We start from the raw sequence: 13,627 nt of genomic DNA, 5'->3' as shown, positions 1-13,627 counted from the left end.
CTTCAGGGTTCGAGGTGATTGTGGGTACCAATTTCACGGTACAGTTTGAGCGAATGGTCCGGTTGCCGTTTCCAGATCCGGATGCCTTTGCCCTCGGTGCGACCGGCTGCGTCGGCCCGGTGCCATTGCACTTTAAACATGGCGTATTCCAGCGTGTAGCGTTCGAAGGTGTCAGATGCGTAGGTGTAGCAGCGGACCGAGTCAATGGTGACAACACCCCGGCTGCTGTAGGCGATCAGGTACGGTTTGATTTGGGGCAGGCCGGTTACCAGTTCCTCCGCGAACGGTTTGAAGCTGCCATCTTCCGTAAAAAACGACGAACGCAGGGGCCCATTTCGGGTACGCACGCCCTTTTCCATGAGCGCATTGTAGGCCAGTAATTCGAAAGGCGGGGTGCGATCCGCGTAGATTTCCGGTTCGTCGGGTTGTTTTCCGGTCGCGACGACCAGCCGTTCCGGTTGCGTTACCGGGTGAAAAAAACCGTAGGCTTCGCCTTGGAGGTTGATCGTTCCATCCGGCTGGACGCGCCAGATGTGCCAGTATTGGCCCCGGTGGGTCTGGAGGCTGTCGCCCAGCGTGGGGTCGATGAATTGTTTCCGGAAGGTGCCTAGTTCAACAATGGCGCTGTCGGTGAGCCAGAGCCATTCATCGGCCTTGTGTTCCAACGTCCTGATTTGTTGCCGTTGGAAGAGTTCCTGATAAAATTCGCGAATTTCCCGCAAACCCGTTCGGGTAAGCTGGTATTCCGGCATGACGATGGCGTTCGGGGCATAGGAATGCAGAAAACGATCCAGATCGCCGTTTTTTTCGGCGGTCACGAGGGCTTCGGAATGCTGCTGCAACCGCTGTTGAATAGAGGGCGGTTTTTGGGAGAATCCTCTGGTATTCCCCGCAACGTGGAGGACAAACAGGATCATGACTCTCCACCGAAAGAGGCTGTTCCGGGATTTACAAGAGCCCATACGGGAAATGATGAACAACATTGGCTTGGCTTGAAAAGCGGTTTTCCATCGAATGTAGAATGTAGCCGGGTGAGAATAAAATGGAGTTGACCACCCACAGGCTGGGATGGACCAAATACACACCCCCCTTGACAAAGTGGAAATCAGGCAAGCGTCCCGTTTTTTATTTCATTTCCTTCAGCGCCTGGCTCACCCGCAGCACATAATCCGTCTGGATCACATCCACGCCTAGGCGGGCGGCTTTCAGGTATTGTTCGGCGTTCTCAAAAAAGCCCAGCGCGTCCGAGAAGACCCGAATCCCGTGGGCGTGAATCTGCTGGACCAGTTCCGGCGTAAGCGACGCCCAGCGCACGTCGAACGCGTACGGCTGGAGTTGCTGCATCTTGCCGGGCAGTTCGTCGGCATTGCGTAACGAAGGCATGAGCTTCGCGGTGGGCGACACCTGTTTCAACGACTCCAAAAACGCGTCGGAACCGTAAAAAACTGCGTCGGTCAAAAGATCAAATGCGGCCAACTCGTCCACGAGCGGTTTTGGTAACACCGCTTTGCAATCCACGTAGAGATTGACTTTTTGGGTATGGGTTTTGTTCCAGTCGCGGAGTAATTGGCATACCTCGTTCAGTGTCGGCACCCGCTCGCCGTTGAATTTTTCTCCAAAGCCTTTCCCCGCCGACAGTTGTTTCACTTCGGCGAGTGTCAGATTTTGCACCGGTCCCGTACCGGTTGTGGTCCGGTCGAGCAGGCCGTCGTGTAGAATCACCAGGTGGCCGTCCTTCGTCGTCCGAACGTCGATTTCGAGGTAACCCACGGGCATTTTCAGTGCCGTTCGGAAGGTCGCCAGGGTATTTTCCGGGGCGACCAGCGACGAACCCCGGTGGGCCGAAATTGCGGGTTGGGCGTGGGCGGAACCGAGGATCAGCAGGCCGAGCAGGAGCAGAAAATAAGGGCGGGTAAAGGTCATTTCGTAAGTTTCAATTCATCTTTCACCTTCCCATACTTGTCGAAAACCGTGTACACCAGCGATTTGCCGTCGATTTTCAGGTGCTGGTAAAACGGGCCATCATTGTAGCGAACCTGGGCATATGGTTCGTCGGGCCATTCGTCGTGGTGGCTCGGAATCCCGATCGAAATGGTGTAAATCGTTCCCTGAGCCGGTGAGGAAACCGGCTTTTCGGCCCGCATGGGTTTAGTTCGTAAGTAATAATGAACGTGCCCGCTCATAACCATGTCGACGTGGTATTGGTCGAACAGGCTGCACCATGCTTTCCGAATGTCGGCGTAATCTTCCTCGAAATTGTACGGTGGAAAATGAAAGAACGCGAACTTCCAGTCGGCTTTCGAATTTGCCAGTTCCTCTTTGATCCAGGCGGTTTGCGCTTCGAGGGGCGAGGTCGCGTCGATCATCAGAAAGAGCGCATTCTGGTACGTAAACGCGTAGGTTTGCTCCGTTGGAACGTCCCGGTTTTTCGGCCCATTTTTCGGTAAACTGAACATTTCCTGGTACATCCAGGCTCCCAAACCATCCTGGCTGTCGTGGTTGCCCGGAATCGGTAGCAGTGGTTTTTGACTAAAAATCCCGCCCGAATGCTGCCAGAGTTCGTCCCATTCGTCGCGGTGCAGGCCCGTACTGACCAAATCCCCGGCGATCGAATAAAAAGCAATTTCGGGATGGCGGCCCAGCGTTTGCCGGGCCATCGAACCCCAATCCGGCGATTTGTGCGTGTCGCCAAACCAGATAAAGGAAAACCTGTTCGGCTCAGCGGCTTGGGTCGTAAACGTGGCCGGGGCCGACCAAGGGCCGGTTTTTGACCCCACCCGGTAGCCATACGTACCACCGGGCTGAAGCCCGGAAAGCCGGGCCGTAAACCGGTTCACGTACCGGTCGTTCTGCAACAACCGGTCTTCCATCCGGAACGCGGTGACCGGGGCCGAAAGCGTATCGTTCGAACCGATTTCCCAATACTGCACCGACCCCTCGGCAACCGAAGCCGCCGTTCGCCATTGAACGTCCATCGTCTGGCCCGGATCACCGCTCCAGCTCAGCAGAATCTGATCCGGTTTTGGGGACGAAGGTGTGGTTGTTTTCCGAAAGGCTCCAATCAAATGGGCTTCCCGCGCCCGGCCCCGGATGGTCTGGAACAGCGTCTGCCCGCGCAGGATTTCCGGTACTTCAGTCAGGGTTAGGTCGCTCCAGTCGTGGTAGGTAAATACCCCGACGCGCAGCGAATCCAGGGTTTGGTGTTTCGGGAAAACGTTGGAAATCGTCACCTGATCGCCCGGTTTTTGCGGCCCCACGCTAATGAAATACACCGGCCGGTGCTTGTCGAAACCGTTGATACCCAGTGAAACTTTTCCGGCGTCGAAGTTTTTTTGCCAGACCTCGTAAATGTATTCCTCATTTTTAACCACCATCCCGGTTTTTCGAAAACCGCTCGGTTCCAGCCAGAACGGTAGGATTTTCTGGTCCTGGTGCCGCATCAGTGAAACCGTTACGGGTTGATCGACCTCGAAGGTCAGGTACTGGGTTGCCAGCACCTCTTTTTCGCTTTCGGTCAAAAACCGCAGGATGTACGACTGGCCGAGGGTGTCGAGCTGTTCCGGTTTCAGGGTTTCATAGAGCCGGGTGACGGCACCATCCATCACATCTTTTACGGTCGTTGCAGTGGAAGGAGCTTCGGTTCGGCAGGCGGATACTACGAGTTGAGCGCCCAGTGTCGTAAGCAGGGCAGCAATAAGGGATCTCTTCATTGTGGGTGGGTGATAAAACCCCTGTCAGGGTCTTCGACCGTATCGACGGCCCGGCGCTGACAGGAGTTTACTGAAATGAACTCGGTTTTAGAAATACTTCGTCGTTATCGGTTACAAACATGCGGGTGCTTTCGGTATAGGTTCCGCCGTTCGGATCGGCGTATTTCAGGTCGACGTAGAAGGCATGGTAACCCGATGTCGGGTACGCTTCCGTCACGGTGACGTTGGCCTTGTTCTTGACACCCAGGCTTTTACTGGTCCAGGTTTCGTTGCGGAAATCGGAGTCGGTGGAGTTGGCCGACCAGACAATCGCATCCACGAGTGCACCGGGCGTGGTTTTGACCAAAACCGTTACATCTTTCTTCGTCGGCGAAACCGTCCACGCACAAATCGGATACGGTTTTTTATTCATCGTCAGGCCAAAGAAAGCGCCCAGGCCCTCAAAGGCCGACTTGCCATCGCCCAGGTTGTGGCCCGCGTTCGGGACATAATGGATGAAATTCTGCCCCGGAATATCGTCGAGGTAATTTTTGATGTTGTCGACCACCCAGTATTCGTCATTCGTTCCCATGAAGATCATCTTCGGCATTGTCAGGTTTTTGCGGTACATGTACGGATCGACCATCGTATTGATGGCATTGCCGCTCTCGGTTTTGGCGGTTTGCGGAATGCCGAGCTTCACATAATCTTCGATCTGCACGCTATAATCCTTCCAAACCTTCACCTGATAATCCAGGCTGACGGGCATGTTAAGTATGTCGATGACCATCGGCGCAATGGCCGTTACGCGCTTGTCGTTGGCGCCGGTGAGCCAGGTGGTCCATCCGCGTTTGGAAGCACCCGACACCACGAACCGGTTGATATCGTGTTTCAACGTTTGTTTCGAAAACTCCTGCATGGCATCCATCGCCCGCACGGCGCTTTTAACCATCGGAAATAGCAGCGGCCAGGTGTAATCGCCGTCTTTTTTGAAGTTGTGGAGGGTATACGAAATCAGAGCGTCTTCGGTCAGGTCGTTGAAAAAAGGCTGGTTGGGCGTTTGGCGCAGCAGGGCGACGATGGCCTTGTTCTTAACCGCAATCCCGGCCAGGCCCTGCACCACCTTGTCCCCTTTGCCTTTGTCGTTCCAGTTGGGTTGCTCGTTTTTGTTGGAACCGCCCGTGATGAACAGCAGCGCGCCGTCGTGCCGGTTTTCCGTCGGGACCAGCAGGGTGAGTTGGTGCCGCCAGGTAAATTCGCGCCATTTCTGCGAGGTCAGCAGCAGGTTGTAGGCTTTCAGCCCGTCGATTTCGAACGAATCTTTCAGTTCCCAGCGGAACGACTTGTCGCCGTTGTTTAGGTAACTTTGCAGGGCGGTGGCGGGTGTGACCGGTGCTTTTTTCGGCGCATCGAACGACGGCAGCACCAGGGTTAGCAGGAGAAGGCAGGGTGTTAACAAGTGTTTCAGCATGATCATTGGTTTTCAGGATGTTTGGGCCTTGGTTGTCCCGGCCTTGCCCACGGTCCCGGCAGCCCGCCCCGGATTGCATCCGGGGTTATCCATAGGACAGCCCTGCTTTTGGTCAGGGCGTGGGTTTGGGACTTTCGGTGATGAATTTCAGGGCGTTATCGATGTAAATTTCGCCGGTCATCTCGCCCAGGCTGGTCCGGCTGATGTACTCATAGCGTTTAAAACTGTTGAAATCGACTTTGGTTAACATGTAGCCGAAGGCGTCGTTGGTCAGTCCGAACAGAAACGGAAACTTTGTATTCATGTGCCGTTTGACGTAATATCCGATATTAGGTAACGCTTCGCCCGGAATGGTCAGTATTTGGGCGGGGCCGATATTCAGCAGGTTGATCTGAGTCGATACCTTATCCGCATCCGTCAGTTGGTAACCCAGCGGTGATTTTTTGATGATGTATTTCATCATCTCTGATTCAATCGGAAACGCGACCGATCGGGACGCACAATACAACGACGGGTTCTCTAAGACAGGGGCCGTGCCAACAAGCCGCAGGGCTTCCTCGCCGAGCAGCTCGCCGATCCGGATGCATTCTTCCCAGGTGTTTTCTTCCTTGCCGCCTTGCCGCCGAACATCCGCCGTCACCATGCCGCCCTGCGCTCCGTTCATGAACAGGGCCACGCCCCCGGTTTTCGACTCGATTTTGTCGTACAGCGGGCCGCACAAATCCGGGCTCAGAATGCCCCGGCCCGAGCCGATTACCTCGGGATGAATGGCGTAATTGACCAGCGTCACAATCGGTTTTCCCGAAGCCGACAGCGCCTGAATCACCCCGCAGCGCGGGTCATAGAGTTCGTCGGCGTAGTAGTTGAAGGCAATTTTGCCCTTCGCTTCGCCCACGGCAACTTTCAGCGTCGCGGGTTGTAGTTTCGTGACGGCCTCCTCGACGGCTTCGGCAATTTGCCGGACGCAGTTGTCCAGGTAGGGCAAATCGGCCAGTGCCTTTCCCGACTGATCCGGAAAACCGTAGGCATCGGGGCCGCTGTGGGTGTGCGTCGCCCCGATCAGTACGTTTTCGGGACGAATACTTTTGATGAGCGCCCGCGATCGGTTGCCCAGCACCGACGGCCAGCCCAGGTTATCGACGCTGACGATGGCGACGCGGGTGGTGCCCTTTTCCAGCACCATCGCCCGCACGAACAGATCTCCTTTCTTCTCCGTGGCTTTCTTCGGCGTTCCGATTCCGCCCGAAATCGGCAGCAACGGATTGGGCGTAATCACCCGCACAGCCGCCCCCGCTCGGAATTGTTGAGCGTGGGCAGACGCGGTGATGAACGCCAAAATGAAAAATAAGAATGTCTTATTCATGAATAATTCTTTCGGAAGATCGAATTAAAAATCCTAAACAGTTAGGATCGGGATATGGAACGGCGCCGGCCGCCCGGTCCCGATCAGCGCTACCATCCAGCATCCCGCCATCTAGTATCCAGCATCTAAACCATCCAGTTACCACGGCTTACCCGTTCCCTGCAACACCCAGGGTTTCGACCAGGGGCTGTTTTTGCCGTCGGCTTCCGAATAGGGCGTCAGTTCCAGCCGGTTCAGGGCGGCATCGGCATTGGCCTTGTTCAGGTTCCGTTCGTCGAGCATGTAGAAAAACCGGACCGGCAAGACTTTCCGCTTCGCATTAGGCCCCGCGATGAGTTCCGGGAAACCGGTTCGGCGGTAGTCGAACCAGGCTTCGGTGGCGGCTGTCCAGCTCGCGATCCATTTTTGCTCGATGAGCTGTTTCTGAGTGCCGTTGTACGCCACATTTTTCTGGGCGATGTAGGCCGTATAGGCGCTGCTGACGCCCCAGGCTTCCAGTGACGTTTTGATACCGGCTTCGTAGCGGGCCCTGGCATCCCCGGCGGCCCAGCCTTTCTGGGCGGCTTCCGCCAGAATAAAATTGACTTCCGACGCCGACACCAACCGGGCTTTCAGCAACGGACCTTTGGCTTGCCGGTAAATGTCATTGAGCCACGACACGTGCGGATTTTTGGCGGCTTGTTCACCGGTATTGCTGAGGTTATAGGTCGATCCACCGACAATGGCCGTGGGCAATCCCACGTAGTTCGGATCGGTATTGACTTCTTTCCCGGCCACCATATCGGGGGAAAGGTAGCGTTTACCATCCACGATTTTGTCGGTTTTTGCCGGAAGCGTCGCATCGACTACCAGCGGGATCTGGACTTTAGCCGCCCAGATTGGCAGACGCGGGTCGTTGACCGCCAGCAGGTATTTGACAAACGTATCGGCCATTTTCAACCGACGGTAATTGCTTTCGCTGGCGTCGTAGATCGTATTGGCCGGCCAGGAATCGTCGTTGCTGTTGCCCGCAAACGGCATGGCGGCATCATCGGCAGAAGCGGTGATGATCGGATACTGCGTTGCATTCCCCGCGATCTTTTCAATACCGGCTTTGGCGACGTCCGGTTTTTTCTGCGAAAGCCGCATGTAATACCGGAGAGCCAGCGAGTTGGCGAGCTTCCGCCATTTGGCCGGGTCGCCTTTGTAATACACATCGGCTGCATCGGCGTTGCTCGTGTAGGCACTTTTGGCTTTGGAAAGCAGGGTGTTGGCTTTTTCAAGATCGGCCAGAATACCGGTGTAAATCGTTTCCTGCGAATCGAAAACCGGGAAGGTGTTGGCGGCTCCGCCTTCGAGGCCTTTCAGCGCCTGGCTGTAGGGTGCATCGCCCCAGAGGTCGGTAATTAGCCCAAACAGCATGGATTTCATGACGAGCGCAATGCCCTGGTGCAGTTCGAAACCGAGTTCGACGGAGCGGTCGTATACGTACTGGTTGTTGCGCAGGATGTCGTAGTAGCTGCTCCAGCTTTGGCTTCCACCCCAGTCGTATTCGTTGTGGCTGCTGCCCCAGCCATCCTTCTGAGTATGCTGCATCACCCCGGCAATGTCCTGATAACCGAGGTTGACAAAGGCTTTGCCCGATTCGGTCAGTACGGTCGATAAAACCAGGTTCGGGTGTGCCGAGGTGGGGTCCACTCCGTTGGGATTTACATTCAACTCCGTCAGGTCCTTGCACGAAAAGACCGTCAGGGAAAACAGCACGGCGAGACCTATGATTTTTTTAGTAACGAGTTTCATGATACAAAAAGGGTGGGTTAGAACGTTAAACCAAGCCGGAAACCGATCGGCAACACCCAGGGTGTTACGTTGTTCCGTTCGATGCCCTGTTTAAACTGGATGCCGGAGCCTTGTACGCTCGCTTCAGGCTGGAACGCCATTTCGGGATCGATGCCGATTTTGGCCGCCGTCCACAGGATGATGTTCCGGCTGTAAACCGACACGTTCACGTTTTGCATCCTGAACCGTTTGACCAGATTTTGCGGCAAATCGTAGCCCAGCGACACTTCGCGCAGTTTCAGGAACGAGGCATCGAACAACATCGGGCGCGTGAAGGCCCAGGAAGTGGAGCCTGCAAAGGGCAGCGTCAGCGTGCCGGGGCCGCCCAGGTTCTCCTTGTAACCGGTCGGATTGCCGTTTTCGTCATAACCGGTGGCAATCACGCCCGGGATAAACACGCCACCGTGCGGTAGGGTGTAGGGGCCGTACTTGAACGGAAAACCGCCATCGCTTGGCGTAGGACCACCCACTACCGGGAAGTTGTTGCCGTTGATGAGAATCATCTCGTCCTGATTGGCCACCAGATAATCGCGGAGCGCGTCGCCGGTCAGGCCGTTCGGGTTGATGAGTTTGTCGTAAAACAACTGCGAGCGACCGTCTTCTTCGCCGTAACGGTAAGTTTGCGAGACAAAATCCCCGCCATTCCGCCAGTCGAAGGTCATGTTCAGACTAAAGCCCCGGTAGCTGAGCGAGGTTTGCAGACCCAGCAAAAACCGGGCATTGAAATTACCGATTTTGTTCTTCGTATTGATGGCGTCGATGGACTGCCACTTGCCAGTTTGGTCCAGAATCGGGTAGCCGTAGTAGGGCGAGTTTTTATCTTCGACGGTCACCACCTTTGCGTCGTAAATATCGCCGATTTCGTCCCCCACATACGTCCAGGCCCCGCCTTTGGCGTCGGTCCAGAGCGTGAAGTAGGGGAGGTCGTCGGAGAGTTTCTCAATCGTCGTGCGATTGCGGGTCAGGTTGGCGTTCAGGTCCAGTCGCCAGCCGTTTTTCTCCAGTGGGGTGCCGCCGAGCGTCAGTTCAATACCCCGGCTGACGAGCAGACCGGCGTTGATGTTCTTGGTGGTATAACCCGAGGAGGGCGGCAGCTTGGTGCTCAGAATCTGGTTGCGGTTTTCCGAGATGTAGTAGGTTCCGCTGGCCCGCAGCCGGTTTCGGAACAGATTCAGGTCGACGCCAAATTCGGTAGAAGTAGCGATTTCCGGTTTTAAGTCCGAAATGAGCAGCGTTCCGGGAATACTCAGACGCGGAATGCCGTCCCAGGTTCCGGCGTTGGTCAGTGTGCTGAGCAGCAGGTACGGATTGGCGTCGTTCCCGACCTGGGCTATCCCGGCCCGTAGTTTCAGCAGACTAATCGTGTTGGAAGGTGGCAGAATTTCATTCAGCAACACACTCAGCGAAGCCGAGGGGTAAAAGTAGGAGCGGTTGTTGGCAGGCAGGGTGCTCGACCAGTCGTTCCGGGCCGTCAGATCGAGGTACACCATGTCCTTGAAACTCAGGTTGGCCAGACCATACAGACTGTATATCCCGCGCTGGAATTTCGTGCTGTTGTAGTCGAGGTTGGCGGGTGCAATGTTCTGGATGGTGTAAACGCCCGGCACGATCAGCCCCGTTCCGTTACGGGTGGCATTCGTGAGGTTCGAGCCTTTCTGGTAGCGGTAGTTACCACCGACCGAAACCGACAGCCCGAAGTTGCTAACGTCTTTTTTATACGTTGCCAGAAAATCAGCGTTACTTTCAAACGAGCCAATGTTAATCAGTCCGTAAGCGCCACGCGGATCGTTGGTGTAGCTGTTGGCAATTTTGGTTTCACGTTGTTCCTGGTAAGTATCGAGCGAATACCGGCCCATCAGGCTGATGTCCTTCGTAACCTGCCAGTCGGCGCGGAGGTTCCCGAAAAGCCGGTCGCGGACAAAACCGTTGTTGATTTCGTAAGCCAGGAAGTAGGGATTGTTGTAAAGACCGTTGTACTGCGTCCGTTGCTGCAAGCCTTCCTGACCGGGCATCCAGTAGTTTTTTAATTCCCGAAGGTCGATGTGGGGCGAGGTGTTGTAAGCCGCCTGGAGGGGGTTGGAGCCCCGGTTTCCGGCGGGACGGTTGTTGGAATTGTTCCGGCTGATGTCCAGGTTCGTACTCATCCGAAGCTTTTCGTTCAGCTTTACCGCGGTGCTGATGTTCAGCGTGTTTTTGAATAAATCCGAGTTCGGAATGATCCCCCGGTTTTGCATGTTCGAGTACGAAATCCGGTACGTTACCTGCTCGTTGCTGTTGGCAATCGAAATGCCGTTGGTGGTTGTGATGCCGGTTTGGACGAAATTCCGGACGTTGTCGGGGTGCGAAACCAGCGGCATCGGAACCGGTTTGTCGTTGGCATCCAGCGGGCTGTTCCACTGGACTTCCGAATACCCTTTGTCGAGTTCAGCGCCGTAGGTGGCCCCAATTTCTTCCTGAATCAGTTTGCCAAATGGGTTGGTGAGCGGGTTGTTGCTAACCGAAACCGGAATGGCCGAAAATTGCCCCGAGCCAAACCGGGTCTGCCATTTCAGAAACTTATACGGTTTGTCGAAAACCGTATTCGAATTGATGCTCACCGTCATTTTTTTCGCTTTCGAGCCGTTTTTCGTCGTAATCAGCACCACACCATTTCCGGCGCGGGTTCCGTAGAGGGCGGCTGCGCTCGGACCTTTCAGGATCGAAATATTTTCAATATCGTCGGGGTTCAGGCTGGAGATGGCGTTGCCGTAGTCGACCCGGTTATCGGTTCCGATCTGGCTGACGTTGTTGAGCGTATTAGCAATCGGCACACCATCAACCACGAAGAGCGGCTGGTTGTCGTTGCTGAGTGACTTGGCCCCCCGGATGATCATGCTGACCGACGAACCAGTGCCGCCGGTGGCGCTGATGGTTACCCCGGCCACTTTCCCGGCCATGCCGTTAAGCACGTTTTCCTGTACGACACGCGTCAGGTCTTTGCCGTCTATTTTTCCGACCGAATACCCCAGCGAGCGTTCTTCGCGCTTGATCCCGAGGGCCGTCACAACGGCTTCCTGGAGCGTTTCGGCCCCTTCGGCCATGGTTACGTCGATCACATTGCGGTTTCCAACGGCGATTTCTTCCGTCTGGTAACCGATATACGAATACACCAGCGTCGGATTGGTGCCGCTCACTTCGAGGCTGTAACGACCGTTGTTGTCGGAGGTCGTACCGGTTTGGGTACCTTTGATCAGGATGTTTACACCGGGAATTGGCGAATTGTCGGTTTCCAGCCGGATGGTGCCGGAGACACGCCGGGTTTGCTGGCCCCAGGCCCAGGAGAAACTTAGTCCCAGTAGCCATGTGGTGATAAGCAAATACCGCAGCCTTTGCTGAAAAGTAGAAGTTTTGTTCATACGTATTGGTTAATAGATTAGGAAAATGGACGTTAATGAATGATCCGGGGGTACTGAATGTGGGTTGGAACAGAGAAGGCCGGGCGAATTCGATTGTGTACAGAGTACAATTACGGAGCTAATGTATGCAAAAAGGGTGGAACGATGCCCACCCTTTTTATTAACCGTTTGTTACCTCTTACCAGGGTTTACCAGTACCCTGGATGACCCAGGGTTTGGCCCACTGGCTGTTTTTGCCCCGGATTTTTGTATAGGAATTCTCTTCCAGCTTGGTCAGCGCGCTCAAGATGTTGGCGTTGTTGTAGTTGGTTTCGTTATCCCCGTAAATAAACCGGACCGGCAACACGCTTTCAGCGGATGCAGGACCAGCTTTGAGGGCGGGCAGTCCCGTCCGGCGGAAATCCATCCAGGCTTCGATGGCCGACGTCCAGCTCGCGATCCATTTCTGTTCCAGAATCTGCGCCAGGGTGTTGTTGAACTTCACGCCGTCTTTCTGGATGTAGGTTGCATACTGACTACCGACGCCCCAGGTGTCGAGCGAGTTTTTGATTCCGGCGTTGTAGTGCGTTTCGGCGGACCCGGTGGCCCAGCCTTTCTGAGCAGCTTCGGCCAGAATGAACGACACTTCCGCGGCCGAAATCAGCCGGGCTTTCAGGAGGCCACCTCTTGATCCTCGGTACGTTTCGGCCAGTTGCGAAACGTGCTGGTTCTGAACGACCTGGCCCGGTGTCGGGTTGTAGTTGTACGAACTGGGGTCGATCAGCCCGGCCGGAACGCCCACGTATTCGCGGGTGTCGACGGCTACCGTGAAGGTGTTCGGGTTGAAGTGACGCGTGAATTTGTTCCCGGCTTTGGTTTCGGTCAGGAACTGCGCATCGGTCAGTGAAACCGTTCCGTTCATGATCGTGCCGTTTTTGCGGATAAACGGATCGACGGTGACCGTTAGGGTCGGGTCGGCTACCCAACGAACATAAACCGGGGCAAACCAGACTTTCAGGCGCGGATCGTCGGTAGCCAGCAATTTGTCGGTCAATGTTTTGGCCGGTTTCCGACGACGGTATTCCGACGGGTCTGACTCGAATTCGGCGGCTCCCGGCCAGGAGTTGGCGGCCGTACCTCCCACATAATCCATCACAGCGTCTTCGCTGGCCGATTTGATATAAACACCAGAGCTGTAGATGCTTTCGATGCCGGCTTTGGCCACATCAGGCAGTTTGGCCGAAATCCGCATGTAATACCGCAGCAACAATGAGTTGGCGAATTTCTGCCATTTGGCGGCATCGCCGTTGTAGTATACATCATAGCCCGTCCGGTAACCGGTTACGTCGCCGGAAGCAAACAGGGCCGAAGCCGCTTTCAGGTCTTCGATGATGCCTTTGTAGATGACCTCCTGACTGTCGAATTTCGGCAGCGAATACTCATTGGAAACATCGCCTTTCAGGGCATCGGTGTATGGCGCATCACCCCAGAGGTCGGTGACATTGCCAAACAGAAACGCCTTCATGGTCAGCGCCACGCCCTGGTGAAACTTGTAATTGAGTGCCACCGAGCGTTCGTAAAGAAAGTCGTTGTTTCTGAGTTGGTTGTAGTAATCGCTCCAGTCTCTGGGCGACCAGTCGTAGCTGTTGTGACCGCTGAACCAGCCGTCTTTCTGGGTGTGCTGAACCACCCCGGCAATGTCGCCGTAACCCAGGTTCAGGTAGTTTTTGGCCGCATCGACCATGACCGTCGGCATCAGCAAGTTCGGGTTGGCCGTTGCGGGGTCAACCACGTTTGGGTTTTCGTTCAGTTCCGTAAGTTTGTCATCGCAGGAAGATAACAACGCAATAGCGAGGACGAAAACGGCTTTCGTAAATACAGTGAGTCGTTTCATGAGAAATATTGTTGGGCT

8 protein-coding genes are annotated in these 13,627 nt (G+C 55.2%); all 8 read right to left on the bottom strand.

What is annotated here, in order from left to right; genetic code table 11:
* Positions 1-2: 2 nt before the first annotated feature.
* The 8 genes from ACO2Q8_RS01175 to ACO2Q8_RS01140 all read right to left on the bottom strand — a co-directional run bounded on the left by ACO2Q8_RS01175 (position 3) and on the right by ACO2Q8_RS01140 (position 13,609).
* Positions 3-917: a YybH family protein gene (locus ACO2Q8_RS01175; RefSeq protein WP_423342939.1), complete on the bottom strand. Its 915-nt coding sequence runs from the start codon at positions 915-917 to the stop codon at positions 3-5.
* A gap of 208 nt (positions 918-1,125) precedes the next feature.
* Positions 1,126-1,923: a glycerophosphodiester phosphodiesterase gene (locus tag ACO2Q8_RS01170; protein ID WP_423342938.1), complete on the bottom strand. Its 798-nt coding sequence runs from the start codon at positions 1,921-1,923 to the stop codon at positions 1,126-1,128.
* Positions 1,920-3,710, bottom strand: coding sequence for a fibronectin type III domain-containing protein (locus tag ACO2Q8_RS01165; RefSeq protein WP_423342937.1), 1,791 nt, complete (start codon positions 3,708-3,710; stop codon positions 1,920-1,922). The genes ACO2Q8_RS01170 and ACO2Q8_RS01165 overlap by 4 nt, the downstream gene beginning before the upstream one ends.
* 67 nt (positions 3,711-3,777) lie before the next feature.
* Positions 3,778-5,160 carry a PhoPQ-activated pathogenicity-related family protein gene (locus ACO2Q8_RS01160; protein WP_423342936.1) on the bottom strand — a complete coding sequence of 461 codons (1,383 nt, stop codon included), beginning with the start codon at positions 5,158-5,160 and terminating at the stop codon, positions 3,778-3,780.
* Between the two features lie 112 nt (positions 5,161-5,272).
* On the bottom strand, positions 5,273-6,523 hold the full coding sequence (locus tag ACO2Q8_RS01155) for a hypothetical protein (RefSeq protein ID WP_423342935.1): 1,251 nt from the start codon (positions 6,521-6,523) through the stop codon (positions 5,273-5,275).
* Positions 6,524-6,661: 138 nt separating this feature from the next.
* The gene (locus ACO2Q8_RS01150) at positions 6,662-8,302 is read right to left on the bottom strand and encodes a SusD/RagB family nutrient-binding outer membrane lipoprotein (RefSeq protein WP_423342934.1); all 1,641 of its coding nucleotides are present in this window, start codon (positions 8,300-8,302) and stop codon (positions 6,662-6,664) included.
* A 17-nt stretch (positions 8,303-8,319) separates the two neighbouring features.
* Positions 8,320-11,736: a SusC/RagA family TonB-linked outer membrane protein gene (locus tag ACO2Q8_RS01145; RefSeq protein WP_423342933.1), complete on the bottom strand. Its 3,417-nt coding sequence runs from the start codon at positions 11,734-11,736 to the stop codon at positions 8,320-8,322.
* Between the two features lie 178 nt (positions 11,737-11,914).
* The gene (locus ACO2Q8_RS01140) at positions 11,915-13,609 is read right to left on the bottom strand and encodes a SusD/RagB family nutrient-binding outer membrane lipoprotein (RefSeq protein WP_423342932.1); all 1,695 of its coding nucleotides are present in this window, start codon (positions 13,607-13,609) and stop codon (positions 11,915-11,917) included.
* Positions 13,610-13,627: the final 18 nt, after the last annotated feature.

It is taken from the genome of Larkinella sp. VNQ87 (assembly GCF_049445795.1).
Lineage (GTDB): Bacteria > Bacteroidota > Bacteroidia > Cytophagales > Spirosomataceae > Larkinella.
Note: the sequence above shows the minus strand (reverse complement) of the source record. Positions and strands in the feature narration are given on the sequence as shown.

Excerpts from the sequence above, each read along its gene's own strand:
- ACO2Q8_RS01175 (WP_423342939.1), bottom strand. The coding sequence starts at position 917 with ATGATCCTGTTTGTCCTCCACGTTGCGGGGAATACCAGAGGATTCTCC.
- ACO2Q8_RS01160 (WP_423342936.1), bottom strand. The coding sequence starts at position 5,160 with ATGCTGAAACACTTGTTAACACCCTGCCTTCTCCTGCTAACCCTGGTG.
- ACO2Q8_RS01165 (WP_423342937.1), bottom strand. The coding sequence starts at position 3,710 with ATGAAGAGATCCCTTATTGCTGCCCTGCTTACGACACTGGGCGCTCAA.
- ACO2Q8_RS01155 (WP_423342935.1), bottom strand. The coding sequence starts at position 6,523 with ATGAATAAGACATTCTTATTTTTCATTTTGGCGTTCATCACCGCGTCT.
- ACO2Q8_RS01150 (WP_423342934.1), bottom strand. The coding sequence starts at position 8,302 with ATGAAACTCGTTACTAAAAAAATCATAGGTCTCGCCGTGCTGTTTTCC.
- ACO2Q8_RS01145 (WP_423342933.1), bottom strand. The coding sequence starts at position 11,736 with ATGAACAAAACTTCTACTTTTCAGCAAAGGCTGCGGTATTTGCTTATC.
- ACO2Q8_RS01140 (WP_423342932.1), bottom strand. The coding sequence starts at position 13,609 with ATGAAACGACTCACTGTATTTACGAAAGCCGTTTTCGTCCTCGCTATT.
- ACO2Q8_RS01170 (WP_423342938.1), bottom strand. The coding sequence starts at position 1,923 with ATGACCTTTACCCGCCCTTATTTTCTGCTCCTGCTCGGCCTGCTGATC.